The organism is Frigidibacter sp. MR17.14 (assembly GCF_037095735.1).
In the GTDB taxonomy this organism is placed as follows: domain Bacteria; phylum Pseudomonadota; class Alphaproteobacteria; order Rhodobacterales; family Rhodobacteraceae; genus Frigidibacter.
Window position 1 is genome coordinate 57,009 of record NZ_JBAWKD010000004.1, and the last position, 23,126, is coordinate 80,134.

Here is a 23,126-nt window from a genome sequence, read left to right on the forward strand (position 1 = left end):
ATGGGAATGCCGCTCGATCTGGTTGCCGAAGCCTCGGACGAGGACCTGCTTGCCCGCTACGCCGAGGGAGACCCGGCCGCGGCGCGGGCCCTGACGCTGCGCTTCGCGCCGCTGGCGCTGCGCGTGGCGCAGGCCCGGCTGAAGGACATGGCCGAGGCCGAGGATGTCGCGCAGGAGGCCATGCTGCGTCTCTGGCGGATCGCGCCCGAGTGGCGGGCGGGCGAGGCCAAGGTCTCGACCTGGCTCTACCGGGTGACGGCCAATCTCGCGACCGACCGGCTGCGGCGGCGCGGACGCTCGGTCGCGCTCGACGAGGTGGCCGAGCCCGAGGACGACCGCCCGGGCGCCGAGGCGGGGATGATGTCGACGGCCCGGCAGCAGGCGCTGACCGGCGCGCTCGACACTCTGCCGGAGCGGCAGCGGCAGGCGGTGATGCTGCGGCATATCGAGGGGCTCTCGAACCCCGAGATCGCCGAGGTGATGGACATAGGGGTCGAGGCGGTCGAAAGTCTGACCGCACGGGCCAAGAGGGCGCTCGCGGGGCTGTTGATGCCGCGGCGCGCAGAGCTGGGGTTTGGCGATGACTGAGCACAGGGACGCAGACGGCCGCGAAACCGTGGGCCGTGACGCCATGGAGCGCGACGGGGCCGGGGTCCCGGTGGCGGCGCGCGATCTCGAGATGGTCGAGACGCTGCTGGGCGACTGGGCGGCGGCGCGGCGGGTCGAGCCGGGGACCGACTTCCTGTCGCGGGTGCTGGGCGAGGCGCTGGACGAGCAGCTGTCGCTGCGCGCCGCGGCGGCCAGTTCCACGGTGGCGACGCAGGCGGGCGGGCTTCGCGGATTTCTGGCGCGGCTGCGCGACGGCTGGCAGGTGGCGGGCGGGCTCGCCACCGCCGGGCTCGCCGGGCTCTGGATCGGCTTCGCTGCACCGGGGCTCGCCTCCGGGCTGACCTCGGGTCTCGCGGCGGGTCTTGGCGGCGACGAAAGCGCCGACGAGACGCTGACGCTGATCCCCTCCTACGAGGTCGCGGCCAGCTTCCTCGACCAGATCGAAGGACTTCCCGGCCAATGAAGACCCCCTCTGCCGTCGCCCCGCGCTGGCTGAAGCCTGCCTTCTTCGTGTCGGTCGCGCTGAACCTCGGCCTTGCCGGGCTGATCGCCGGTGCGGCGCTCAGCGAACGGCACCGCGGCCCGCCGCCCGATCTCGGCTTCGGACCCTATGGCGAGGCGCTCTCGCCCGAGGACCGGCGCGGGCTGCGCAGCGCCTTCCGCGAGCAGGCCGGCAGCATGCGCGACATGCGCGCGCAGATGCGCGGCGATTTCGACCGGCTGCTGGTGCTGCTGCGGCAGGATCCCTACGATGCCGAGGCCGCGGCGCAGTTGATCCTTGCGCAGCAGCACCGCGTCGACGGGGCGTTCGACCTTGGCCACAAGCTGCTGATCGAGCGGCTGGGCCGGATGACCGCGGCCGAGCGGCAGGCCTTCGCGGACCGGCTGCAAAGCGTCCTGCGCCCGCCGCCGCACGACCGCCGCGACGGCGACGAGGACTGACGTTTGCGCTGCCCTGGCGGGGTGCCGACCGATCGGTGCCGGCTGAGGGCCCCGACCACGGCCCGCTGCGAGCGCCGCGTATCGCCGGTCCCTCTCAAGCGGCCGTGGGCACGTCGCCCGGTGAAAATCGCCCCGACAGGGCTGTCCCCGGTTCTGCCCCCGGCTCGGGCCGGTCGCCCCGCGGGGCCGGGCCGACAGGCGGTGCCTGCCGCAGCGCCGGCCGGGCCGGCGGGTGCGGGGGCTCGCGCTAGACGGCGGGCCGCCGCAGCGTCAGCCGGCCCGGGGTCAGCCAGCCCTCGCGGACCGGCGTGGCCTCGTCGCGCAGCGAAGACCCCGCCAGCGTGACATCCAGCCAGACCCGGTTGCGCCCCTCGGCCTTGGCGCGCATCAGCGCGGCATCGGCCAGCGCCAGCGCCCGGACGGCGGCATCGGTGCGGGTCGTGGCGGCCTCGTCCAGCGCGGCAAGGCCCAGCGACAGCGTCACCGCCACCGGTGCGGCCTGCGGCAGGCGCACGCTGCACCGCTCGATGGCGCGGCGCAGCCGCTCGGCGACCGCAGCCGCCTCTGCCGGGCCACGTCCGGGCAGCACCACCAGAAACTCCTCGCCGCCGATCCGCGCCAGCAGGTCGCCGGGGCCAAGCTCGGCCGCCAGCCGCCGGGCGATCTCGGCCAGCACAGCGTCGCCGCCGCCATGGCCGAAGCGGTCGTTCACCGCCTTGAACCGGTCGATATCGGCGATGATCAGGCCGAAGCTCTGCCGCCGGTGCCGGGCCGCCGCGGCGATGCGGTCCAGCTCGGGCAGCGCGAAGCGGCGGTTGTAGAGCCCGGTCAGCGGATCGGTGACCGACTGTCGGATCCCCTCGTCGATGGCGGCGCGCACCCGGTCGGCCTGTCGCTTGCGGCCGATCGCGCGTGCGAGCCTGAGGCCGGCCTCTTCCGGCGGGGCGTCGAGCGGCAGCACCTCGGCGGCCCCGAGGTCCAGCGCGGCGGCGACCGTCGCCGCCCCGGTGCGCGCCGGCAGGCCAAGGCAGATCGCCGCGCGGCGCAGCGCCGGCTGGCAGCGCAGTTCCGACAGCAGCTGCAGCGCGCCAGGGCCGGTGCCGGGGGCCAGGCAAACCAGTACCGCGTCCGGCGCACCAATGCGCCCCGACAGCGCGGCCTCGGCGCTGGCGCGGTCGAGCCGGGCCGGCAATCTGCGACCAAGGCCGGTGAGGAACGTCCGCTCGGCCCGCTCGTCGCCGCCGGTGGCCGTCCCGAGGATGCACAGCGACCAGGGCGGCTCAAACCCCGCCGCAGCCTCGGCCAGGCCCAGGCTGCGGCAGGCGTCGCGGCTGGCGGCAAGCTCTGCCGCATCGGCGCGGCGCGCCGTCAGGTGCCGGATGCGCGCGGCAAGTTCGACCACCTCGGGCAGCGGTTCGAGGATATCTTCGGCGCCGGCGGCGAGCGCGGCCAGCCGCAGGCCGGGCGGCGGCGGCGCGGCGGCCAGCGCCAGCACCGGGATCGCCCCCGGTCCGCGCGCCAGCGCGCCGATCAGGGCGACGCCCGCCTCGGGTTCGTCGAGCGAGACGAGCGCGAGGTCCGGCGCCGCGCGGCGCGCAAGCTCGGCCGCCTCGGGCGGCGAGGCCGCGCGTAGCGGCACATGCCCGGCGGCGGCAAGCTGCGCCCCGAGCAGGATCCTGCGCGAGGTCGATGGATCGTGAAGGAGGACACGGCCTGGCACGGGACGCTCCGCGATGGCGGCGGCCGCAGGAGTGCGGCGCGTGCGTCAGGCTGGCGCCAAGGTAGTTAACAAATCCTTTCCGTCCCTGCGCGAAGTCTTCGCGAGGCTTTCACAGGCCGCCCGAACATGACACACCGGCGGGGATCCGCCGGGGCAGCGGGGCATTTGACGCGGGATGACGGGGGCGACGGCGATGACCGGGAGGACAACAGGTTCGGGATCGGGGGCCGACGGCGGCGCGGCCGAGGCTCTGGCGGCCGAGGCGCTGGCCTGGCTGGCCGGGCAGGGGGCGCCGCTGCGCGACTTCCTTGTGGCCAGCGGCGTCGACCTTGGCGAGCTGCGGGCCCGCGCGGCCGATCCGGATTTCCTGGCGGCGGTGCTGGATTTCCTGATGCAGGAGGACGCCTGGGTGTTGGAGTTCGCCGCCGAGCGCGGGATCGATCCGCTCCGCGTGCAGCGGGCGCGGGCGGCGCTTCCGGGCGGTGATCTGCCGCATTTTACCTGATATTGCCGCGGCGCGGCGGAAGCCGTGCTTGCACCACAGCCATGGATCGGCGAGGTTCGCCGCCAGGGAGAGGCCGACATGACCGACATTCAGGGACTGATCTTCGACAAGGATGGCACCTTGTTCGATTTCTCGGCGACGTGGAGCGCCTGGGCGCGCGCGCTGCTCTTGGACCTTGCCGGGCAGGAGGCCGAGCGTGCCGCCCGGCTGGGCGAGGCGATCGGCTTTGACTTGGCGACCGGGCAGTTCGCGCCCGACAGCCCGGTGATCGCCGGCACCCCCGGCGAGATCGCCGAGACACTGCTGCCCCATGTGCCCGGCGCCAGCCCGCTGACGCTGGTGTCGCGGATGAACGCGCTGGCCGCGGCGGCGCCGCAGGTGGCGGCGACCGATCTTCCGGCGCTGTTCGGGGCGCTGAAGGCGCGGGGGCTGCGGCTTGGTCTGGCGACCAACGATGCCGAGGGGCCGGCGCGCAGCCATCTGGCAGAGGCCGGGATCGAGGGGCTCTTCGATTTCATCGCCGGCTTCGATTCGGGGCATGGCGCCAAGCCGGGGCCGGGCCAGCTGCTGGCCTTTGCCGACCAGATCGGCGTCGCCCCGGGCCGGATCGCGATGGTCGGCGACAGCCGCCACGACCTGCATGCCGCGCGCGCCGCGGGCATGCGCGGCGTGGGCGTGCTCACCGGGCTTGCCGGGACGGCGGATCTCGACCCGCTGGCCGAGATCGTGCTGCCCGACATCAGCCACCTGCCGCGCTGGCTGGACGACATGGCCGCCTGCCCGGACCGGGCCGAGGTCGACGCCGCCTGAGCTTGCGCGCCCGCCGCGCGGCTGGCGCGTGGGCGTGGATGGCGCGCGGCCTGGCGCGGCCGGCTGTGCCCGATGCTGCCGCAAGGTAGTGCACAGCGCACTTCGCCGAGCAGCGTCTGACTGGCTGCGATGCGCGCGCGCCGCCTGTGGCTGGGTGCGAGCTGGGCCCTCGCTGCGCCGCGCAGGGCCTGGTGCGCCTCCTGCATCCGAGAGCGCAAAGGAATGCGGGTCGCACCGCGCGGACGTTGCCGCACCGCAGGTGCTTGCCGGTGTCGCGGCCATGCGCGCCGGGCCGGGGGACGCGCCTGCCAACCGGCCACGCCCGCGATCTGCGGCAGGTTGCCGCGCGAAAACGACATGTTCATGTCGCGGATCGCCGCGAAGCCCGCTCCGCCGCCGCCAATCCTGTGAGCGAGGCCAAGGAGGGCGGGTGATGACGGATGCGGTGATCGAGCAGGGGCAGCGCCGGCGGCGCGCGGGCGGCCGGGCCGGCGGCCGCGGGGCGGGCGCCAAGACCCATGTCATCGAGCAGATGCCCTGGCGCATCCCCCAGAACCACGACCGTCCGACCGAGCCGCTGGGCCCCGAGGGGGTCGAGGCGATCCACAAGGGCGCGATGCGGATCCTGAAAGAGATCGGCATCCGCTTCCTGCATGACGAGGCGCTGCAGCTGTTCCGGCAGGCCGGCTGCATCGTCGAGGGCAACACCGTCCGCATGGACGAGGATTTCGTGATGGAGATGATCGCGCGCGCGCCGCGGACCTTCACCATCACCCCGCGCAACCCCGAGCGGGCCTTGCCCTTCGGCGGCCGCGAGATCCTGTTCGGCAATGTCTCGTCGCCGCCGAACTACTGGGATCTCGAGACTGGCAAGGTCTCGGGCTTCATGGGCGGCTTCCAGACGATGATGAAGCTGACCCAGTATTTTAACTGCATCCATTTCGCCGGCGGCTACCCGGTCGAGCCGATCGACGTGCATGCCTCGGTCCGCCATCTCGACTGCCTGCACGCGAAGCTGACGCTGACCGACAAGGTCTGCCATGCCTATTCGCTGGGCCGCGAGCGGATCGAGGACGCGATGGAGATGGTGCGCATCGCCGGCGGCCTGACCCATGACGCGTTCCGCGCCGCGCCCCGGATGTTCACCAACATCAACTCGGTCTCGCCCCTGAAGCATGACCAGCCGATGATCGACGGGGCGCTGCGCTGCGCCCGCGCGGGGCAGGTGGTCGTGGTCACGCCCTTCACGCTGGCGGGCGCGATGGCGCCGGTCACCATGTCGGGCGCCGTGGCGCTGTCGCTGGCCGAGGCGCTGTCGGCGATCGCGCTGCTGCAATACGCGGCCCCCGGCTCGCCCTCGATGATCGGCACCTTCACCTCGAACGTCGACATGAAGTCGGGCGCGCCGGCCTTCGGCACCCCCGAATACATGCGCGCGACGCAGATGACCGGGCAGATGGCGCGCTTCTACGGGCTGCCGCTGCGCTCCTCGGGCACCTGCGCGGCGAACGTGCCGGACGGGCAGGCGATGTGGGAGACCTCGAACTCGCTCTGGGCGGCGGTGCAGTCGGGCAGCCACATGGTCTATCACGCGGCCGGCTGGCTCGAGGGCGGGCTGATCGCCAGCCCCGAGAAATTCGTGATGGACTGCGAGATGCTGCAGATGATCCAGCGCTACATGGAGCCGGTGACCTGGGCCACGACCCCCGAGGACATCGCGGTCGAGGCGGTCGCGGAAGTGGGCTTCGACGGCCATTACTTCGGCTGCGCCCATACCCAGGAGCGCTATACCGAGGCCTTCTACCAGCCGATCGCCTCGGACTGGCGCAATTTCGAGGCCTGGCAGGCCGATGGCGGCCTGTGGTCGGCGGACCGCGCGCACCGGATCTTCAAGGCGATCCTCGAAGAATACGAACCGCCGCCGATCGACGCCGGCGCGCTGGCCGAGCTCGACGACTTCGTTGCCCGCCGCAAGGCCGAAGGCGGGGCGCCCACCGACTTCTGACCTCCTGACCTCGCTCCCGCGGCTGACCGGCCGGCGCTCCGGTCGCATTCCCGCCGCGCGCGCCGGCTGCTAGACAGGGGCAGGCGGCAGACAGGAGCGGGTGATGACCCAGACGTCAGGGCCTGCGGGCATGCAGCGCCCGGCCGGGCGCATCGGGCTGGCGGCGATCGGAGCGGCGGCCGGACTTTCGGGCTGGCTTCTGGGCGATGCGCTCGTGCCGGTGCTGGGCGACGGGGCGCTGCAGCTGGTGGCGATCGTCTATGCGGCCAGCTTCTTTTCCGCCTGGCTGGCGTTGGCCGGGCATCTGCCCGGGCGTCGGGCACTGGCCCTGTCGGCACTGGTCGCACTGCCGGTGGCCGCGCTCGCCGCTCTGTCATCGCCCCGCTTCGACACGGTCGCGGCGCTGATTTCCTCGGACGAGGTGATCCCGGCGCTGAGCCTGCTCGGGCTGATGCCGTTGCCCTTCCTGCTGGCACCGGGGGCAGGCGCGGCCGCGGTGCTGGCCGCGGGCTGGGGACTGGCGCTGCGGGCCGTGGTCGGGCTGCTGTTCACCTTGCTCTGCTGGGCGGTGATCTGGCTGTGCGACACGCTGCTGGGGCTGGTCGGTCTGCACCTGCTCGAGCCGCTGTTCCGCCGGGTCGAGGCGCTGCCCTGGGCTATCACCGGGGCGATCTTCGGCCTTGGCTTGGCGGTCATGGCCGAGGCGGCGGGGCAGGTGCCGCTGGCGCTGGCCAGCCGGATGCTGCGGCTGATCCTGCCGCCGCTGGCGCTGGTGCTGGCGCTGTTCCTGCTGGTGCTGCCCTTTGGCGGCTTCGCCCTGGTGTTCCGCGAGGTTTCGGCCGCAGGCACGATGCTCGCGATCGGGTTTGGCGCGGTCGGGCTGCTGGCGCTGCTGGCCGCCGCCCGCGACGAGAGCGGGCGGGTCGAGCGGTTGGCGGCCCGCGGCCTGTCGTTGGCGCTGGTGCCGCTGGCGGCGATGGCGGGCTGGGCGGTCCTTGCCCGGGTCCAGGCCTATGGGCTGACGCCCGAGCGGGTCGCGGCGCTGCTGCTGGTGGCGGTGCTGGCCGGGCTGGCGATCGGCCACGCCGCGGCGGCACTGCGCGGCGGTGCGGGCTGGCTGGGCGCGGTGGCGCGGGTCGACCGGGCGATGGCGCTGGTGGTCTGGGCGCTGGCCGCGCTGGTGCTGACGCCGCTGCTCGATCCCTATCGGCTCGCCGCCGCCAGCCAGGTCGCGCGGTTCGGCGATGGGCGGACGCCAGAGCACGACCTGCCGCTTGAGGAGCTACGCTTCGACTGGGGCCGTGCGGGCACGCGGGCGCTGGCGCGGCTCAGGGCGCAGGCCGAGGCCGCGGGCGCGGCAGAGCTGGTGGCCCGCATTGACGCGCTGTCCGCCGCGCAAGGCCGCAGCCCCCGCGGCGCGACTCCGCGGCCCGACCCTGCGGCGCTGGTCGCGGCGCTCGTGATCCGTCCCGCGGGTGCGGGGCTGCCGGCGGGGCTGGATCTGACCGTCGCGCCTTGGGAACAGACGCTCTGGGCGCGGGCCTGTGCGGCGCGCGACGCGCAGGGCCGGCCGGGCTGCGTGCTGGTGGCCGGGGATTTCCGTCCCGACCTGCCGGGGGAAGAGGCGATGCTGTTCCTGCTGGCCGACGGTCGTGTGACGCGGCTCGATTTCGCGTCGGGCGCGCGGCGTGGTCCTGCGGTCGAGGGCCCCGAGGGTGCCGCCGCGACCGCGCTGATGGCGCGCCTGCATGCCGGCGAGTTCCGCCTCGCACCGGCGCCGGTCACGGCGCTCGAGTTGGATGGGGCCGATGGGGCGGCGCTCTGGATGGCCCCCTGACGCGTTCGGGGTTCGTTAAGGATGCATCCCTAGACTTGGCCCAAATCGGATGGGCCGGATCATGCACGGGTTGGTGAACAGGGCATTGCAGTGTTTCCTGCGGGACACTTACCCCCCGCAGGTCTGGCGCGACCTCGCGTCAGAGTTGGGCATCGGCCGCGACGGGTTCGAGGCGATGCTGGACTATCCCGAACCGCTCGCCCGCCGCTTCCTCGCGCTGGCGGCGGACCGTCTGGGGAAGCCGGATCTGGTTCTGCTCGAGGATCTGGGCGCCTATCTGGTGGGCCGCGAGGCGATCCGCCGGCTTCTGCGCTTCGGCGGCAGCAGCTATCCCGACTTCCTGCTGTCGCTCGAGGATCTGCCGGACCGGGTCGCGCTTGCCCTGCCGGAGCTTCGGCTTCCGGCGCTCGCTGTACGGGCGGTGGCGGGGGGGCATTACCGGGTGACGGTCGCGCCCGCCGCCGACGGCACGCTGCCGCCCGAGCTTGTGACGCCGGTGCTGGCGGGCCTGCTGCGGGCGATGGCCGACGATTACGGGGCGCTGGTCTTCCTCGATTTCGCCACGCTGGCGGATGGCGGGGCAGAGATCGCGCTGGTGCTGCTGGAAGACCGCTATGCGCCGGGCCGCGGGTTCCGGCTGGCCGCGACGGTGGCCTGAGATGCGCTGTCTGGCGGGTCAGGACCAGTGGCGGCAGGCCGGGAGCGGCGCCCTGCCGGTCGCCGCCCACGGTGTGTCGAAGGCCGCCCTCGCCGGGACGCCGCCTGTCGTGGCGGATGCCGCGCGGGCCGCGGATGCGGGGCCCCGCCCGCGGGGCGAAGACGCTGGCCTGCGTTCGACGGGCAATGAAGCGGGCCTGTGCCCGCTTGGCAATGAAGCGGCCCCGCGCTCGCTGGACGATGAGGCGGGCCTGCGCCCGCGGGCCGGGCCACCGGACGAAGGCGCGGTGCTGGGCTGGGCAGAGCTGGGGCGGCTGATGCCGATGTTCCTCGCGCTCGGACCGGCCGGAGAGATTCTCGCCACCGGCCCGACGCTGCGCCGGCTGCTGGGCGAGCCGCCGCCGGGGGCGCGGTTTGAAGACCTGTTCCTGCCCTCGCGCTCCGGTCCCGGCACGCGAGAGGGCGGGATGGGCTGGCTGGCCGAGGCCAAGCCGCGCCGGCTCGAGCTGGTGCTGGCCGGGGCGATGCCGACCCGCCTGCGCGCCCATGCGGTGCCCGCGCGCTTCGCGCTGGGTCCGGGCTGGCTGCTGAACCTCGGCTTCGGGCTGGCGGTGGCAGAGGCGGTTGCGGGCCATGCCCTGACCGATGCCGATTTCGCGCCGACCGATCCGACGGTCGACATGCTCTACCTGCTCGAAGCGAAATCCGCCGTCGCGGCAGAGCTGCGCGGGCTGGCGCTGCGGCTCGATTCCGCGCATCGCGCGGCGCTGGCGCGCTCGCTCGCCGACCCGCTGACGGGCCTTGGCAACCGCCGCGCGTTCGAGATGGCCTTCGACGAGGCCATCCGCCGCGCGCGGCGGAACGAGGATGCCTTCGCGCTGGCGCATCTCGACCTCGACCATTTCAAGCAGGTCAACGATGCCGAGGGGCATGCGGCCGGCGACCGGCTGCTGGTGGCGGTGGCCGAGATCCTGCGCGAAGAGATCCGGGCCCGCGACCAGGCGGCGCGGATCGGGGGCGACGAATTCGTGCTGCTGCTGCGTGGCGGCCTCGGACCGGCCGAGGCGGTGGCGATCTGCGAGCGGATCATCGCCCGCATTGTCGCCCTGGGCGAGACCCAGCCCGAGGGCCGCCGCGTTTCGGGCAGCTTCGGCATCGCCCTGTCGCGCGACCGCGCGCCGGGCGAACTCGGCGGCATGGCGGACGCCGCCGACCGGGCGCTTTATGCCTCGAAGGCGGCGGGACGGGGTGTCGTCACCCTCGCCGCGCCGCTAGCCAGAGACGGGCGGGGCGAGGGATAGGGTCAGGCCAGCCGCGCCGGGATCAGACCGCGCAGCGAATTGCCGCACCAGAGCCGCGCCGCCGCCAACTGGTCGAGCGGCAGCGGCGCCTCTTGCACCCGGCCCGCGTCCAGCAGTGCCCGGCGCAGCACGCCGGGCAGGCAGCCCTCGGCCAGCGGCGGCGTGCAGGGACCCTGTCCGAGGTCGAAGAACAGCGTGGTGATCGTGCCCTCGACCAGCCGTCCAGCCGCGTTGACATAAAGCAATTCGTCGATGCCGGCGGGCAGGGCGGCGCGACCGCGGTCGTAGAGCCCGCGCGCAGTGGTCTTGTGCCCGCGCAGCGGATCGTCCGAGGCGATGCGCCGCGGCGCCAGTGCCACGCGCCATTCCTCGGGGGCCGGAGCCATCGGCTGCGCCGTCGCCTCAAGGACGCCGTCGCGGGCCAGCGTCAGCCGCAGGCGCAGCGGCGCCGCACCCTGCGCGATCCGTTCCAGCGCCGCGGCCGCGCGTCCGCGATCACAGGCGAAACCCAGCGCCGCGGCCGAGGCTGCGAGCCGGTCGAGATGCAGCGCCAACCGCGCGATCTCGCGCCCGGTCCAGCCCAGCGTCTCGATCAGCCTGTCGTCCGGGCTCAGTCCGGGTTCGCGAAACGGCTCTTCCACAGCGCCTCCTGCCATTCGCCCGCGGGGGTGCTGTCGGCCACGACGCCGCCGCCGACGTTCAGCGTCAGCCCGCCGTCTTCGGCGATCAGTGTGCGGATCGCCACGTTGAAGGCCGCGCGCCCGTCGGGCGCCGCCCAGCCGATCGCCCCGCAATAGGCGCCGCGCGGCCGCGCCTCGAGTTCGGCGATGATCTGCATCGCCCGGATCTTCGGGGCCCCGGTGATCGATCCGCAGGGAAAGAGCGCCGTGATCACTTCGGCCAGCCCGGTGCCGGGGCGCAGTTGGCCGGTCACCTCGGACACCATCTGGTGGACGGTCGCATAGGGTTCGACGTGCCACAGCAGCGGCACCTTCACGCTGCCCGGCCGGCAGAGGCGCGAAATGTCGTTGCGCAGAAGGTCGACGATCATCAGGTTCTCGGCCCGGTCCTTCTCGGACCGCGCGAGCTCGCGCGCTGCCGCGGAATCCGCGGCGGGATCGGCATGGCGGGGGCGGGTGCCCTTCATCGGTCGTGTGCGGATCCCGCACGCGCCGTCGAGGCTGAAGAAGCTTTCCGGCGACAGCGAGATCAGTGCCGGCGCCTCGGGCAGGGTGACCAGCGCCGCATGCGGGACCGGCTGGCGCGCCAAAAGCGCCGCCCACAGCGCCGCCGGAGGGGCCTCGGTCTCGGCCCGCAACGGCAGGGTCAGGTTCACCTGGTAGCAGTCGCCCGCCGCGATGTAGTCGAGCACCCGCGCCACCCGCGCCTCGTGCTCGGCCTGCGTGATCACGGGTGAGAAGCGTGGCAGCGGCGCCGGCGTCACGGGCGAGGGTGCGATCACGGGCGCATCGAAGACCCCCAGATGGACCAGCGGGCCGTCGCCCAGCGGCAGGCCGGCCAGCCGCGGCTCGAAGGCGGTCGCCGCCTCGTAAGCCAGCAGCCCGGCGACCCAGTGCCCGGCCGCCAGCGCCGCCTCCGCCGCGTCCAGCACCGTGATCACGTCCGACGGATGGTCGGCGCGCAGGATCCGCAGCGGGCGGCCGAAGGCGATCGGCCGCCGATCGGGACCGTTCGTCAGTTGCATCATCGCGCGCGACCCGGCATTGCCCCCGCCTGTTCCCCGTCCTGCCTCACCAAGGCCGGATTTGGCGGTTCCCTTCCCATGAAGCCCGCCCGCGGGCAAGTCCGCGCGCGGCCTCGGCGGCGCCGAAACCGACCGAACGGAGTGCCCATGTCCCGCCTTGCCGTCACGATCCTGCTTGCCGCCCTCTGCCTTGCGTCCGCGGCCGGGGCGCAGAGCCTGCAGGGCCGCGCCGTGGTCCATGACGGCGACACGCTTCGCATCGGGGGCGAGCGGGTCCGGCTTTACGGCATCGACGCGCCGGAACTCGCGCAGACCTGCAGCCGCAGCGACGGTCGCGACTGGCCCTGCGGGCGCTGGTCGCGCGAGAAGCTGGCGGTCCTGGCCTCGGGCGAGATCCGCTGCGAGGGGATCGAGCGCGACCGCTACAAGCGGCTGGTCGCGCGCTGCCGCGGGCCCGGCGGCGATATCGGCGCCGCGATGGTCGAGGCCGGCGCCGCCTTCGCCTATCGTCGCTACGCGCTCGATTACGTCGATGCCGAGAAGCGCGCCGCGATCGCGGGGCTCGGCATCTGGCAGGGCGAGGCCGAGGCGCCCGCCGCCTTCCGCGCGGCCGGGCAACCCGCCCCGCAGCCCGCCCCGGCCGAGACCTGCGCGATCAAGGGCAACATCTCCGACAACGGGCGGCTCTACCATCTGCCGGGGATGCGCAGCTACGCCAAGACCCGGATAGACACCGGACGCGGCGAGCGCTGGTTCTGCTCCGAGGCCGAGGCGCGTTCCGCCGGATGGCGCCGCGCCGGCGGATCTTGATCCGGATCAAGGCGCGCGCCGCGGCGCGGGCGCAGGGTCGGAGCGTCACCTCAGGACGGAGAGCTTCCATGACCCATGTTCCGCACCAGATCGCCCAGGATTTCCCCGAGCATGTCGAACGCCTGCACCTGCTGAAGATCGCCGATCCGCATTTCGCCGGGCTGCTGGCGCAGTATGACGAGGTCAACCGCGCCGTCTACAAGGCCGAGACGCTGGTAGAGCCGCTGGGTGCGCAGGCCGAGACCGAGCTGCGCAAGCGCCGCGCCGCGCTGAAGGACGAGATCGCGCATCGCCTGATCGGCGGCATGGTACCCGCGCAGGGCTGAGATTCAGGCGATCTCGTAGGGCAGCAGGCCCCGCCGCGCCGGGTCGACCCGCAGCCGCCGCTCCAGCGGCGGCACCGAGCGCTGGTGGCAGTCGCGCCGCTCGCAGATCCGGCAGGAGATGCCGATCGGCTGGTAGGCATGCGGGTTCGACGGGTCGAGGTCGTCAGCATAGACCAGCTGGGCGGCATGGCTGACCTCGCAGCCGAGGCTGATCGCGTAGCGGCGCACCGGCGCGGTGAAGCTGCCGCCGGGCTTCGAGATGTCGCGGGCGAGCGACAGGTAGCGCAGCCCGTCCGGTGTCTCGACCAGCTGGCGCAGGAAGCGGCCGGGCGTCTCGAAGGCCTGGTGCACGTTCCACAGCGGGCAGGCGCCGCCGAAGCGGGCGAATTGCAGCCGCGTGGCCGAGTGGCGCTTGGTGATCGTGCCGGCTTGGTCGACCCGGACGAAGAAGAAGGGCACGCCCTTGTTGCCGGGCCGCTGCAGGGTCGAAAGCCGGTGCGCCACCTGCTCGATCGAGGCGCCGAAAAGGTCGGCGAGCCGTTCCAGATCGTGGCGCGTCTCCTGCGCGGCCTCGATGAAGCGGTTGTAGGGCAGAAGCGCCGCGCCGGCGAAATAGTTGGCCAGCCCGATCTTGGCGATGGCGCGGGCGGTGTCGGACTGGAACCGCGCGAGGTCCAGCGTCGCCTCGAGCAGGTCGTTCTGGGTCAGAAGCGCGATCTGGTGCAGAAGCTGGAAGCGGCGCGTCGCATCGGCGATCCGGGTCGAGATCACCAGCCGATCGGCGCTTTGCTGGCGAAACTCCGCAATGTCGGAAAATTGCAATTCGATGCCCCGTGTCTTCAGGGCGGCCGTCGCAGCCTCGATCACGTCCATCCTAGTGCCCTTCGGACAGGCGAAGCGTTCCGCAGCCCGATCCACGGCATCGATGTAATTGTCGCAATAGTGGAAGAAGTCGCGCACCTCTTCCCAAGGGCTCGCATGCATCGAGGTGCCGTCGCGGCCCAGCGCCTCGTCCAGCGAGGCGAGGCGTTCGTGGGTCTGGCGATAGGCGCGGTGCAGCTCGAGAAAGGCGCGCGCCAGCGCCGGCGCGTTCGAGGCCGCCAGCCGCAGGTCGGCCAGCGGCGGCGCGGTATCGGCGAAGACCGGGTCGGCCAGCGCCTCGCGCATGTCCGACACGATCCGCTCGGCATCGCCCGCGGTCAGCTCGGTCACGTCGAGCCCGAATTCCCCCGCCAGCGCCAGCACCACCGCGGCCGAGACCGGGCGGTGGTTGTTCTCCATCTGGTTCAGATAGGGAAGCGAGACGCCGAGCCGTTCGGCGAAGGTCTTCTGGGTCAGGCCGAGCCTGCCGCGCGTCTCGCGAAGCTTCAGGCCCGCGTAAAGCTTCTGCGTCGCCATCCCCGTCTCCGTTTGCTAATCGAAGGATAGCCTTTGCAAAGCAAGCGGGGAAGGGGTCACCGCGCCAGTTGCCGCTCGCGCCGGATCACCCAGAGGATCGAGGGGATCGAGAGCGCCGAGGCGGCCAGCATCAGCAAGACCAGCGGTGTCGCCCCGGTGCCCTCGCCCAGCAGCGCGCCTGCCAGCGCCGAAAGCGCGGCGCCGGTGCCGATGGCCAGCATTCCCGCAAGGCCCGAGGCCGAGCCCGCCAGCTCTGGCCGGACCGACATCGCCCCGGAATTGGCCGAGGGCAGCAGCACGCCGTTGCCCAGCGCCATCACCCCCACCGCCGGGAAGAAGATCGCCGGATGCATCAGCCCGGCAAGATCCGCCAGCAGCGCCGCGACCATCGGCAGGGTGGCGAGGATGCCGCCCAGCAGCACCGAGGCGTTCATCCCGATCCGCGCCGCGTAGCGGCCCGAGATGAAGTTGCCGATCGCATAGCCCAGCGCCGGGCAGGCGAAGAACATGCCGATCTCGGTCGGGCTCAGCGCGAAGACCGCGCTGCCGACGAAGGGCGCGCCGCCGACATAGGCGAAGAACCCGCCCGACCCCAGCGCCGCTGCCAGCGCATAGCCCCAGAAGCGCTGTGATCGCAGCAGCTCGGGATAGGTGGCGAGGGTGGTGCGGAACGAGCCGGTGCCGCGGGTCGCGGTTTCCGACAGGTCGATCCAGGCGACGGCGAAGGCGATCAGCCCCACGGCGAACAGGAAGGCGACCCCGGCGCGCCAGCCGAAGGCCTCGTCCAGCGCGCCGCCGATCATCGGCGCCAGCATCGGCGCGATCGCCATGCCCATCGTGACATAGCCGATGCGGCTGGCGGCCTCGGGCCCCGGCAGCATGTCGCGGACCACGGCGCGGGTCAGCGAGATCAGCGCCGCGACCACCGCCTGCAGCATGCGGAACAGCAGGAAGGCGGTTGCCGTCTCGGCCAGCATCGCGCCCAGGGTCGCCAGCAGGAACACGGCCAGCGCGGCCAGGATCACCGGGCGGCGCCCGTAGCGGTCCGAGATCGGGCCGATGACGAACTGCGCCACCGCCGAAACGGCCAGATAGCCCGAGACCGCGATCTGCATCACCGCGTAGTCGACACCGAAGTGCCGGGCCATGCCGGGCAGCGAGGGCAGGAACAGGTTGATCGACAGCGCGCTCATCCCGGCCAGCGTGACCAGCGTCAGGATATGCGGACCGCGGCGCGTGATCACGGCTTGTCCCCGGCACCCAGGAAGATGATCGCCGCCCCGGCGCCGATCAGGGCGAAGCCCATCAGGTGCCGCCAGGTCGGGGCCTCGCCCAGCCAAGCCCAGGAGAACACCACGAAGACCGACAGCGTGATCACTTCCTGGATGGTCTTCAGCTGCGCGGCCGAAAGCTGCCCATATCCGATGCGGTTTGCCGGAACCTGCAGCAGGTATTCGAAGAAGGCGATGCCCCAGCTGGCCAGGATCGCCACGATCAGCGGCGATGTCTTGAATTTCAGGTGGCCATACCAGGCGAATGTCATGAAGATGTTCGAGGCAAGCAGCAGCAATACCGTCCAGACCGCGGGCGGCAGGGCAGGCAGGGCGAAGGGCATGGAGTGGCTCCGGACCGAGGATGTCGAAGAGCTAGTGCCAAGCGCCCAAAGGTGCCAGCGCGACGCGCCGGTATTTGCGACTACGCAATTTGCACAATGCGCTCTGCCAACAGTTTGCAAATTTTCGCAATCGCGCTTGGGAACACTCTTGTGCGACGCTAGGGTGCACAGCAATCGCGGGGCCCCGGTCCCGTGCCTTGGAATGGGGGGAAGGCGATGAAGGATATCCTGCAGCAGCTGGAAGAGCGGCGTCAGCAGGCGCGGCTCGGCGGCGGTCAGCGCCGGATCGACGCCCAGCACGCCAAGGGCAAGCTGACCGCGCGCGAGCGGATCGAGCTTCTGCTCGACGAAGGGTCGTTCGAGGAATTCGACATGTTCGTCGCCCATCGGGCGGTCGATTTCGACATGCAGAACGAGAAGCCCTCGGGCGATGGCGTCGTCACCGGCTGGGGCACGATCAACGGGCGCATGGTCTATGTGTTCAGCCAGGACTTCACCGTCTTCGGCGGCTCGCTGTCGGAAACCCATGCGCTGAAGATCTGCAAGATCATGGACATGGCGGTGCAGAACGGTGCCCCGGTCATCGGGCTGAACGATTCGGGCGGCGCGCGGATCCAAGAGGGCGTGGCCTCGCTCGCCGGCTATGCCGAGGTGTTCCAGCGCAACGTCATGGCCTCGGGCGTGGTGCCGCAGATCTCCGTGATCATGGGCCCCTGCGCCGGTGGCGCGGTCTATTCCCCGGCGATGACCGACTTCATCTTCATGGTGAAGGACACCAGCTACATGTTCGTCACCGGCCCCGACGTGGTGAAGACGGTGACCAATGAGGTGGTGACTGCCGAGGAACTGGGCGGCGCCTCGACCCACACCAAGAAATCCTCGGTCGCCGACGGCGCTTTCGAAAATGACGTCGAGGCGCTGGCCGAAGTGCGCCGGCTCTTCGACTTCCTGCCGCTCAACAACCGCGAGAAGGCGCCGGTGCGCCCGTTCTTCGATGATCCGGCGCGGATCGAGGAAAGCCTCGACACGTTGATCCCCGACAACCCGAACCAGCCCTACGACATGAAGGAGCTGATCCAGAAGGTCGTGGACGAAGGCGATTTCTACGAGATCCAGAAGGATTACGCGGCCAACATCATCACCGGCTTCGCGCGGATCGAGGGGCAGACGGTGGGGATCGTCGCCAACCAGCCGATGGTGCTGGCCGGCTGTCTCGACATCGATTCCAGCCGCAAGGCCGCGCGCTTCGTGCGCTTCTGCGACTGTTTCGAGATCCCGATCCTGACCTTCGTCGACGTGCCGGGCTTCCTGCCGGGGACGGGCCAAGAATATGGCGGCGTCATCAAGCACGGGGCGAAGCTGCTGTTCGCCTATGGCGAGGCGACGGTGCCGAAGGTGACCGTGATCACGCGCAAGGCCTATGGCGGCGCCTATGACGTGATGAGCTCGAAGCACCTGCGCGGCGACTTCAACTATGCCTGGCCCACGGCGGAGATCGCGGTGATGGGCGCGAAGGGCGCGGTCGAGATCCTGTACCGCTCGGAACTGGGCGATGCCGAGAAGATCGCGGCCCGGACCAAGGATTACGAGGATCGCTTCGCAAACCCCTTCGTGGCTGCGGAAAAGGGCTTCATCGACGAGGTGATCCAGCCGCGGTCCACGCGCCGGCGCGTCGCCCGGGCCTTCGCCTCGCTGCGGGGCAAGCGGCTCGAGAATCCGTGGAAGAAGCACGACAACATCCCGCTGTGATCACGCCATGACCCTGTTCCATCTCCTGTCGGACGGCCCCCGGCCCGTCGCCCCCTTCAGTCACGCCACCGAGGCGGACGGCTGGGTGTTCCTGACCGGGCAGATGCCTACCGATCCGGCAGCGCCCGATGCGGCACTGCCCGAAGGCATCGTCGCGCAGACACGGCGGGTGATGGACAACCTTGGCATCGTGCTAGAAGGCATCGGACTCTCCTGGTCGGATGTTTTGCAATGCCGTTGCTACCTTACGGACTTCGAGCGGGATTATCCCGCCTTCAACGAGACCTACGCGGGCTATTTCCCCGCCGCCCGCCGCCCGGCCCGCACCACGATCGGGGTGACCGCGCTGGCCGTCGGCGCGCTGGTCGAGATCGACTGCCTGGCCCGCCGGCCGGAGCGTCCGCATCGCCCCGAGGCGGAACGGTGATCCGGCTCGCGGTCCTGATCCTGGCGCCGCTGCCGGCGCTGGCCGCGCCCATCGCCACGCCCTCCGGGCTGGAGGTGAGCTGGGTCGAGACCCTGCAGGACGCGCAGGGCCCCGACGGGCTGACCGCGCGCTTCCGGTTCCTCGCGCCCGGGATCAAGGGCGGCGAGGCGGCGGGGCTGGATCTTCAGGCGGTCTCGGCCGACATGCAGTGGCTCTGCGACAGCTTCGCGCTGCCGCGGCTGTCCTCGACCGGGCCGAGGCCGCAGCAGATCGTCATCTCGCTCGCCGACAGCGAGATCCCCTTCGGCGAGACCGATCCCGAGGTCACCCAGTTCTTCGAGGCCTATCGCCCCGGGGCGGAGACCTGCGAATGGGAGATGTTCTGATGCGCGGGTTTCCGATCACCGTCCGGCCATCGGCTTGCGGCGCGGCGGCCAGCGTGGTCGCCTGCGCCCCGACCGCAATCGCACAAGGGGGTATCCCATGCATCGTCAGCTCGTTCTTCTCGCCGTTCTCGGCGCGGCGCTTGCCGCCTGTTCTAAGGAGCCGGATCCGGTTACCTACATCGAACAGCCGACCGTCACCGCGGAACCCGCGCCGACGGCCAAATACTGAGACCTGCCGGGCCGCCGGCCCCGGCTGGCGGCCTGCCATATCCCGGACGCGCGGCCCCCTGACGAGGAGCGCGCCATGCTGAAGCATCGCGGTTTTCCCGGCCGCCTGACCGGCACCGATTTCCAGTTCACCATCCGACGCGCCGTCACCAAGAAGGGCGTCACCAAGATCATCCGCCGCGAGCGGTTCAAGGATCGCGCCGCGATGGACCGCCGCGCGGACGAGGCCTTCATGGCCGCGCTCTGGAACCACTTCGGGGAAGAGCCTTTCGAACGCGGCAACCTGGACGCCGGCCGGCTGAGCTGGCTGTTCGGACGCGAGGTCGTGGCCGCGGAAGATCCTTTCGATCCGCAGAGTTACGACGCGATGCTCAAGATCGACCTGAAGCGCGCGCAGGCGTCGTTCCCGGCCGTCTTCGCCGAGGAGGAGCCGGACTACGGCTTCGACGACGAGGATGACGACTGGGACGAGGACGAGGACTGAGCACCATGCCGCCGATGCAGGTCACCACCCGGCCGGTTTTCGCCTATGGCGCGAGCACTGTTCATCTTTGCGTTGCGACGCAACAGGTTGGTCTGCATCGTTCGGACATTGCGGCGGTCGCGTTCCGCGGCGCCGCATCGGTTCGTTGTAACCGTTACCCTTCCCCTGACTTCCGGCCTGGTCCCGCGTGGACCGGGTCGGCTTTTCCCCCGCCCGCGGCAGATCGGCGCCCCGCCGCCCATCGCGCCGAATGCGGCTTTTCGGAACCGTCGGCGCCGGTCATATGTTGCATGACAACAAACCGTTCTGAAGGCGGAGCCTCGACATGCGTCATTCCAAACTGTTCCTCGCCGCGATCCTCGGCACTCTGGCCATTGCCGGCTGCACCCAGACCGACGGCGGCCGCGCCGCGATCGGCGCCGGCGCCGGTGCGCTCATCGCCGATGCGACCGACAACAACGTGCTCGCCGGGGCCGCGCTTGGCGCGGGCGCCGGTGCGCTCTGCGACGACGCCGGCATCTGCCGCCGCTCGTACTGACCTGACCCGCGCCCGCGCGGCGCGCAGTCCTGTCGCGGCCGTCACGCCCCCCGGGCGCGGCGGCCGTTTGCTGTCTGCCCCCCGCGGCTGCGGGGTGGAAACGCTTTGGTCCCGGAACCGTCTGACGCCGCAAGGGTTCGCCCCGCAGGACAGCACTCTGGAAGGGAAAGCCCCATGCAGCGCACAGCTCTCGCCTTCGGGCTCGCAGGTCTTCTCGGCCTTGCGGCCTGCGGACAGAACGACATGGAACGCGGTGCCGTCGGCGCCACGATCGCCGGCCTTGGCGCCGTCGCGACCGGCAACAACCTGGCAACCGTCGGCGCTGCCGCCGCGGTCGGTGCCGCCGCGGGCGCGCTTTGCGACGACGCGGGCGTCTGCCACTGACCGCTGCCAGATTTCGCAGATTTCCGGGCCGCCGGGGGATGATGCCCCCGCGCGGCCCTTTGTCATGTCCGGCCCGCGGGGCCGGGGACCGCACGCAGGGGGAGAGCGTTGATGTTCAAGAAGATCCTGATCGCGAACCGGGGCGAGATCGCCTGCCGCGTCATCAAGACCGCGCGCAAGATGGGGATCCGGACGGTTGCGGTCTATTCCGACGCCGACCGCAACGCGCTGCATGTCAAGATGGCCGACGAGGCGATCCATATCGGCCCGCCGCCTGCGAACCAGTCCTATATCGTGATCGACAAGATCATGGCCGCGATCAAGGCCACGGGCGCCGAGGCCGTGCATCCGGGCTATGGCTTCCTGTCGGAACGGATGGACTTCGCCGCCGCGCTCGAGGCGGCGGGCGTGGTCTTCATCGGCCCGCCGAGCCCGGCGATCGAAGCGATGGGCGACAAGATCACCTCGAAGAAGCTGGCGGCAGAGGCCGGGGTCTCGACCGTGCCGGGCTACATGGGCCTGATCGCCGATGCCGAAGAGGCGGTGAAGATCTCTGACCAGATCGGCTATCCGGTGATGATCAAGGCCTCGGCCGGTGGCGGCGGCAAGGGCATGCGCATCGCCTGGAACGCGCAGGAGGCCCGCGAGGGCTTCGAGAGCTCGAAGAACGAGGCGGCCAACAGCTTCGGCGACGACCGGATCTTCATCGAGAAGTTCGTCACCCAGCCCCGGCACATCGAGATCCAGGTGCTGGCCGACAAGCACGGCAACTGCGTGTATCTGCACGAGCGCGAATGCTCGATCCAGCGGCGCAACCAGAAGGTCATCGAAGAGGCGCCCTCGCCCTTCCTCGACGAGGCCACCCGCAAGGCGATGGGCGAGCAGGCCTGCGCGCTGGCCAAGGCCGTGGGCTATACCAGCGCCGGGACCGTCGAATTCATCGTCGATGGGTCGCGGAACTTCTACTTCCTCGAGATGAACACCCGTCTGCAGGTGGAACACCCGGTGACCGAACTGATCACCGGCGTCGACCTGGTCGAGCAGATGATCCGCGTGGCGCATGGCGAGCCGCTGCCGTTCAAGCAGGAAGACCTGAAGATCAACGGCTGGGCGATGGAAAGCCGGCTTTACGCCGAGGACCCCTATCGCAACTTCCTGCCCTCGATCGGCCGGCTGACCCGCTACCGGCCCCCGGCCGAGGGCGAGGATGCGGGCGGGATCGTCAGGAACGACACCGGTGTCTTCGAGGGCGGCGAGATCTCGATGTTCTACGACCCGATGATCGCCAAGCTCTGCACCTGGGCGCCGACGCGTCTCGAGGCGATCGAGAAGATGCGCATCGCGCTCGACACTTTCGAGGTCGAGGGGATCGGCCACAACCTGCCCTTCGTGGCGGCGGTGATGGACCATGACCGCTTCGTGAAGGGCAACATCACCACCGCCTTCATCGCCGAGGAATATCCCGAGGGCTTCCAGGGCGCGGTGCTGCCGCAGCCGACGCTGCGCAAGGTTGCGGCGGTGGCCGCGGCGATGAACCGGGTGGCAGAGATCCGGCGCGCCCGCATCTCTGGCACGCTTGGCAACCATGAGCGCCGGGTCGGCACAGACTGGGTGGTGACGCTGCAGGACGAGAGCTTCCCGGTGACCATCGCGGCCGACCGCGAGGGCTCGACCGTGACCTTCGCCGATGGGGCCACGCATCGTGTCACCGCCGACTGGACGCCGGGGATGCAGCTGTGCCGCGCCATGGTCGATGGCGAGCCGCTGGTGGTGAAGGTGGGCAAGATCCCGCAGGGCTTCCGCCTGCGCCACCGCGGCGCCGATCTGAAGGTGAACGTGCGCAGCCCGCGCGCGGCGGAACTGGCCGGGCACATGCTTGAAAAGCTGCCGCCCGACACCTCGAAATACCTGCTGTGCCCGATGCCGGGCCTGGTGGTGAAGATCAACGTGGCCGAGGGCGACGAGGTGCAGGAGGGTCAGGCGCTGGCCACGGTCGAGGCGATGAAGATGGAGAACATCCTGCGCGCCGAGAAGAAGGCCGTGGTCAAGAAGGTCAACGCGGCCCCGGGCGCCAGCCTGAAGGTCGACGACGTGATCCTAGAGTTCGAGTGATGGGGCCTGCGACCGGGACCCGGACGGGGCAGGGATCAGCCGCCGAAGCGCTGGCGGCGGATCTCTTCCTGGCGCACCGGCATCCGGTCGATGGCGCGGGTCAGCTCACGCAGCTCCTGCGGGAAGGGCTTGCGCTGGTTCACCACGCCGTCCTTGTCGACCAGCACCACGGAAAAGCCGCGCGGGCGCATGCCCTGCCGGATCGGGCCGGGGCTGGCGGGATCGGTGTCGGTCAGCACGATGACGTCGCGGGTGGTCAGATCCTCGGGCCGCTCGGCGATCCAGCGCATCTGCTGGGTGAAAGCCGGGTCCTGCTCGGTATCGGCGAAGACGACGACCAGCCGGCTCTGCCAGCGGAAATCCTCGAGCCGCTGGTCGGCGGCCGGGCGCACCAGCGTTTCGGCGGGGCTTTGGGTGAGGGCAGGCGTGGTGGCGGCGATGCCGCCCGGGATCGCTGCCAGCAGCAGTGAGGCGAGGGCAAGGGCATGGGGTCGCGGCATCGGTCCTCCTGTCCTTCGGAATATAGGCGGCGGCGCGGGCCCGGGGAAGGGCGGCGCGGTCGGAAGCAGCAACCTGCG

General features: G+C 71.2%; 26 protein-coding genes. 19 read left to right on the forward strand and 7 right to left on the reverse strand.

Annotated features, from left to right (window positions below; genetic code table 11):
* From V8J36_RS12460 to V8J36_RS12470, 3 genes are read left to right on the forward strand one after another with little or no spacing between them, the layout of a single operon-like run.
* Entirely contained in the window at positions 1-588 is a 588-nt protein-coding gene (locus tag V8J36_RS12460) for an RNA polymerase sigma factor (protein WP_336467622.1), read from the forward strand.
* Positions 581-1,072: a hypothetical protein gene (locus V8J36_RS12465; RefSeq protein WP_336467623.1), complete on the forward strand. Its 492-nt coding sequence runs from the start codon at positions 581-583 to the stop codon at positions 1,070-1,072. Before V8J36_RS12460 ends, V8J36_RS12465 begins: the two co-directional genes overlap by 8 nt.
* Positions 1,069-1,551 carry a periplasmic heavy metal sensor gene (locus V8J36_RS12470; protein WP_336467624.1) on the forward strand — a complete coding sequence of 161 codons (483 nt, stop codon included), beginning with the start codon at positions 1,069-1,071 and terminating at the stop codon, positions 1,549-1,551. The genes V8J36_RS12465 and V8J36_RS12470 overlap by 4 nt, the downstream gene beginning before the upstream one ends.
* 247 nt (positions 1,552-1,798) lie before the next feature.
* Here V8J36_RS12470 and V8J36_RS12475 read toward each other — a convergent pair whose 3' ends face one another.
* Complete coding sequence (locus V8J36_RS12475; RefSeq protein WP_336467625.1) at positions 1,799-3,271, reverse strand: GGDEF domain-containing protein; 1,473 nt, start codon at positions 3,269-3,271, stop codon at positions 1,799-1,801.
* 193 nt (positions 3,272-3,464) lie between these two features.
* On the opposite strand from V8J36_RS12475, the gene V8J36_RS12480 reads away from it, so the two are divergent.
* The 6 genes from V8J36_RS12480 (at position 3,465) to V8J36_RS12505 (ending at position 10,386) form a co-directional block, all read left to right on the forward strand.
* Positions 3,465-3,776, forward strand: a complete 312-nt coding sequence (locus V8J36_RS12480) for a DUF3572 family protein (protein ID WP_336467626.1) — start codon at positions 3,465-3,467, stop codon at positions 3,774-3,776.
* Positions 3,777-3,854: 78 nt separating this feature from the next.
* The gene (locus tag V8J36_RS12485; protein ID WP_336467627.1) at positions 3,855-4,586 is read left to right on the forward strand and encodes an HAD family hydrolase; all 732 of its coding nucleotides are present in this window, start codon (positions 3,855-3,857) and stop codon (positions 4,584-4,586) included.
* A 433-nt stretch (positions 4,587-5,019) separates the two neighbouring features.
* The gene (locus V8J36_RS12490; protein ID WP_336467628.1) at positions 5,020-6,591 is read left to right on the forward strand and encodes a trimethylamine methyltransferase family protein; all 1,572 of its coding nucleotides are present in this window, start codon (positions 5,020-5,022) and stop codon (positions 6,589-6,591) included.
* 103 nt (positions 6,592-6,694) lie between these two features.
* Positions 6,695-8,428, forward strand: coding sequence for a hypothetical protein (locus V8J36_RS12495; RefSeq protein WP_336467629.1), 1,734 nt, complete (start codon positions 6,695-6,697; stop codon positions 8,426-8,428).
* A gap of 61 nt (positions 8,429-8,489) precedes the next feature.
* On the forward strand, positions 8,490-9,086 hold the full coding sequence (locus V8J36_RS12500) for a heme NO-binding domain-containing protein (RefSeq protein ID WP_336467630.1): 597 nt from the start codon (positions 8,490-8,492) through the stop codon (positions 9,084-9,086).
* A gap of 1 nt (position 9,087) precedes the next feature.
* The gene (locus tag V8J36_RS12505) at positions 9,088-10,386 is read left to right on the forward strand and encodes a GGDEF domain-containing protein (RefSeq protein WP_336467631.1); all 1,299 of its coding nucleotides are present in this window, start codon (positions 9,088-9,090) and stop codon (positions 10,384-10,386) included.
* Between the two features lie 2 nt (positions 10,387-10,388).
* On the opposite strand, the gene V8J36_RS12510 is transcribed toward V8J36_RS12505, so the two are convergent.
* On the reverse strand, positions 10,389-11,027 hold the full coding sequence (locus V8J36_RS12510; RefSeq protein WP_336467632.1) for an aminotransferase class IV: 639 nt from the start codon (positions 11,025-11,027) through the stop codon (positions 10,389-10,391).
* A complete protein-coding gene (locus V8J36_RS12515; protein ID WP_336467633.1) occupies positions 10,997-12,094 on the reverse strand; it encodes an aminodeoxychorismate synthase component I in 1,098 nt (365 codons plus the stop codon). Before V8J36_RS12515 ends, V8J36_RS12510 begins: the two co-directional genes overlap by 31 nt.
* A 144-nt stretch (positions 12,095-12,238) precedes the next feature.
* On the opposite strand from V8J36_RS12515, the gene V8J36_RS12520 reads away from it, so the two are divergent.
* Both V8J36_RS12520 and V8J36_RS12525 read left to right on the forward strand, forming a co-directional pair.
* On the forward strand, positions 12,239-12,901 hold the full coding sequence (locus V8J36_RS12520; RefSeq protein ID WP_336467634.1) for a thermonuclease family protein: 663 nt from the start codon (positions 12,239-12,241) through the stop codon (positions 12,899-12,901).
* A 68-nt stretch (positions 12,902-12,969) separates the two neighbouring features.
* Complete coding sequence (locus V8J36_RS12525) at positions 12,970-13,227, forward strand: YdcH family protein (RefSeq protein ID WP_336467635.1); 258 nt, start codon at positions 12,970-12,972, stop codon at positions 13,225-13,227.
* 3 nt (positions 13,228-13,230) lie between these two features.
* On the opposite strand, the gene V8J36_RS12530 is transcribed toward V8J36_RS12525, so the two are convergent.
* The 3 genes from V8J36_RS12530 to V8J36_RS12540 are packed head-to-tail and all read right to left on the reverse strand — an operon-like array spanning position 13,231 to position 16,228.
* Positions 13,231-14,625: a helix-turn-helix domain-containing protein gene (locus V8J36_RS12530; RefSeq protein ID WP_336467636.1), complete on the reverse strand. Its 1,395-nt coding sequence runs from the start codon at positions 14,623-14,625 to the stop codon at positions 13,231-13,233.
* 56 nt (positions 14,626-14,681) lie between these two features.
* A complete protein-coding gene (locus V8J36_RS12535; protein ID WP_336467637.1) occupies positions 14,682-15,869 on the reverse strand; it encodes a multidrug effflux MFS transporter in 1,188 nt (395 codons plus the stop codon).
* Complete coding sequence (locus V8J36_RS12540) at positions 15,866-16,228, reverse strand: DMT family protein (RefSeq protein WP_336467941.1); 363 nt, start codon at positions 16,226-16,228, stop codon at positions 15,866-15,868. Before V8J36_RS12540 ends, V8J36_RS12535 begins: the two co-directional genes overlap by 4 nt.
* A gap of 228 nt (positions 16,229-16,456) precedes the next feature.
* Here V8J36_RS12540 and V8J36_RS12545 point away from each other — a divergent pair, with 228 nt between their 5' ends.
* From V8J36_RS12545 to V8J36_RS12580, 8 genes are all read left to right on the forward strand, one after another.
* Complete coding sequence (locus tag V8J36_RS12545; protein WP_336467638.1) at positions 16,457-17,989, forward strand: acyl-CoA carboxylase subunit beta; 1,533 nt, start codon at positions 16,457-16,459, stop codon at positions 17,987-17,989.
* A gap of 7 nt (positions 17,990-17,996) precedes the next feature.
* Positions 17,997-18,416, forward strand: a complete 420-nt coding sequence (locus V8J36_RS12550; RefSeq protein ID WP_336467639.1) for a RidA family protein — start codon at positions 17,997-17,999, stop codon at positions 18,414-18,416.
* On the forward strand, positions 18,413-18,802 hold the full coding sequence (locus tag V8J36_RS12555; RefSeq protein ID WP_336467640.1) for a DUF6497 family protein: 390 nt from the start codon (positions 18,413-18,415) through the stop codon (positions 18,800-18,802). Before V8J36_RS12550 ends, V8J36_RS12555 begins: the two co-directional genes overlap by 4 nt.
* 97 nt (positions 18,803-18,899) lie before the next feature.
* Positions 18,900-19,031, forward strand: a complete 132-nt coding sequence (locus tag V8J36_RS12560; protein WP_336467641.1) for a hypothetical protein — start codon at positions 18,900-18,902, stop codon at positions 19,029-19,031.
* Positions 19,032-19,106: 75 nt separating this feature from the next.
* Positions 19,107-19,514, forward strand: a complete 408-nt coding sequence (locus tag V8J36_RS12565; RefSeq protein ID WP_336467642.1) for a hypothetical protein — start codon at positions 19,107-19,109, stop codon at positions 19,512-19,514.
* A gap of 325 nt (positions 19,515-19,839) precedes the next feature.
* Positions 19,840-20,052 carry a hypothetical protein gene (locus V8J36_RS12570; protein ID WP_336467643.1) on the forward strand — a complete coding sequence of 71 codons (213 nt, stop codon included), beginning with the start codon at positions 19,840-19,842 and terminating at the stop codon, positions 20,050-20,052.
* A gap of 174 nt (positions 20,053-20,226) precedes the next feature.
* Positions 20,227-20,436 carry a hypothetical protein gene (locus tag V8J36_RS12575; protein ID WP_336467644.1) on the forward strand — a complete coding sequence of 70 codons (210 nt, stop codon included), beginning with the start codon at positions 20,227-20,229 and terminating at the stop codon, positions 20,434-20,436.
* Positions 20,437-20,547: 111 nt separating this feature from the next.
* Positions 20,548-22,548 (forward strand): acetyl/propionyl/methylcrotonyl-CoA carboxylase subunit alpha, encoded by a 2,001-nt coding sequence (locus tag V8J36_RS12580; RefSeq protein WP_336467645.1) that lies wholly within the window; start codon positions 20,548-20,550, stop codon positions 22,546-22,548.
* A gap of 35 nt (positions 22,549-22,583) precedes the next feature.
* On the opposite strand, the gene V8J36_RS12585 is transcribed toward V8J36_RS12580, so the two are convergent.
* The gene (locus tag V8J36_RS12585) at positions 22,584-23,048 is read right to left on the reverse strand and encodes a DUF4174 domain-containing protein (protein ID WP_336467646.1); all 465 of its coding nucleotides are present in this window, start codon (positions 23,046-23,048) and stop codon (positions 22,584-22,586) included.
* Positions 23,049-23,126 lie beyond the last annotated feature (78 nt).

What these genes read in the sequence shown, in the direction of transcription:
- V8J36_RS12460 (WP_336467622.1), top strand. Translation starts at nt 1, where the DNA reads ATGGGAATGCCGCTCGATCTGGTTGCCGAAGCCTCGGACGAGGACCTG.
- V8J36_RS12465 (WP_336467623.1), top strand. Translation starts at nt 581, where the DNA reads ATGACTGAGCACAGGGACGCAGACGGCCGCGAAACCGTGGGCCGTGAC.
- V8J36_RS12470 (WP_336467624.1), top strand. Translation starts at nt 1,069, where the DNA reads ATGAAGACCCCCTCTGCCGTCGCCCCGCGCTGGCTGAAGCCTGCCTTC.
- V8J36_RS12480 (WP_336467626.1), top strand. Translation starts at nt 3,465, where the DNA reads ATGACCGGGAGGACAACAGGTTCGGGATCGGGGGCCGACGGCGGCGCG.
- V8J36_RS12485 (WP_336467627.1), top strand. Translation starts at nt 3,855, where the DNA reads ATGACCGACATTCAGGGACTGATCTTCGACAAGGATGGCACCTTGTTC.
- V8J36_RS12490 (WP_336467628.1), top strand. Translation starts at nt 5,020, where the DNA reads ATGACGGATGCGGTGATCGAGCAGGGGCAGCGCCGGCGGCGCGCGGGC.
- V8J36_RS12495 (WP_336467629.1), top strand. Translation starts at nt 6,695, where the DNA reads ATGACCCAGACGTCAGGGCCTGCGGGCATGCAGCGCCCGGCCGGGCGC.
- V8J36_RS12500 (WP_336467630.1), top strand. Translation starts at nt 8,490, where the DNA reads ATGCACGGGTTGGTGAACAGGGCATTGCAGTGTTTCCTGCGGGACACT.
- V8J36_RS12505 (WP_336467631.1), top strand. Translation starts at nt 9,088, where the DNA reads ATGCGCTGTCTGGCGGGTCAGGACCAGTGGCGGCAGGCCGGGAGCGGC.
- V8J36_RS12515 (WP_336467633.1), bottom strand. Translation starts at nt 12,094, where the DNA reads ATGATGCAACTGACGAACGGTCCCGATCGGCGGCCGATCGCCTTCGGC.
- V8J36_RS12520 (WP_336467634.1), top strand. Translation starts at nt 12,239, where the DNA reads ATGTCCCGCCTTGCCGTCACGATCCTGCTTGCCGCCCTCTGCCTTGCG.
- V8J36_RS12525 (WP_336467635.1), top strand. Translation starts at nt 12,970, where the DNA reads ATGACCCATGTTCCGCACCAGATCGCCCAGGATTTCCCCGAGCATGTC.
- V8J36_RS12530 (WP_336467636.1), bottom strand. Translation starts at nt 14,625, where the DNA reads ATGGCGACGCAGAAGCTTTACGCGGGCCTGAAGCTTCGCGAGACGCGC.
- V8J36_RS12545 (WP_336467638.1), top strand. Translation starts at nt 16,457, where the DNA reads ATGAAGGATATCCTGCAGCAGCTGGAAGAGCGGCGTCAGCAGGCGCGG.
- V8J36_RS12550 (WP_336467639.1), top strand. Translation starts at nt 17,997, where the DNA reads ATGACCCTGTTCCATCTCCTGTCGGACGGCCCCCGGCCCGTCGCCCCC.
- V8J36_RS12560 (WP_336467641.1), top strand. Translation starts at nt 18,900, where the DNA reads ATGCATCGTCAGCTCGTTCTTCTCGCCGTTCTCGGCGCGGCGCTTGCC.
- V8J36_RS12565 (WP_336467642.1), top strand. Translation starts at nt 19,107, where the DNA reads ATGCTGAAGCATCGCGGTTTTCCCGGCCGCCTGACCGGCACCGATTTC.
- V8J36_RS12570 (WP_336467643.1), top strand. Translation starts at nt 19,840, where the DNA reads ATGCGTCATTCCAAACTGTTCCTCGCCGCGATCCTCGGCACTCTGGCC.
- V8J36_RS12575 (WP_336467644.1), top strand. Translation starts at nt 20,227, where the DNA reads ATGCAGCGCACAGCTCTCGCCTTCGGGCTCGCAGGTCTTCTCGGCCTT.
- V8J36_RS12580 (WP_336467645.1), top strand. Translation starts at nt 20,548, where the DNA reads ATGTTCAAGAAGATCCTGATCGCGAACCGGGGCGAGATCGCCTGCCGC.
- V8J36_RS12585 (WP_336467646.1), bottom strand. Translation starts at nt 23,048, where the DNA reads ATGCCGCGACCCCATGCCCTTGCCCTCGCCTCACTGCTGCTGGCAGCG.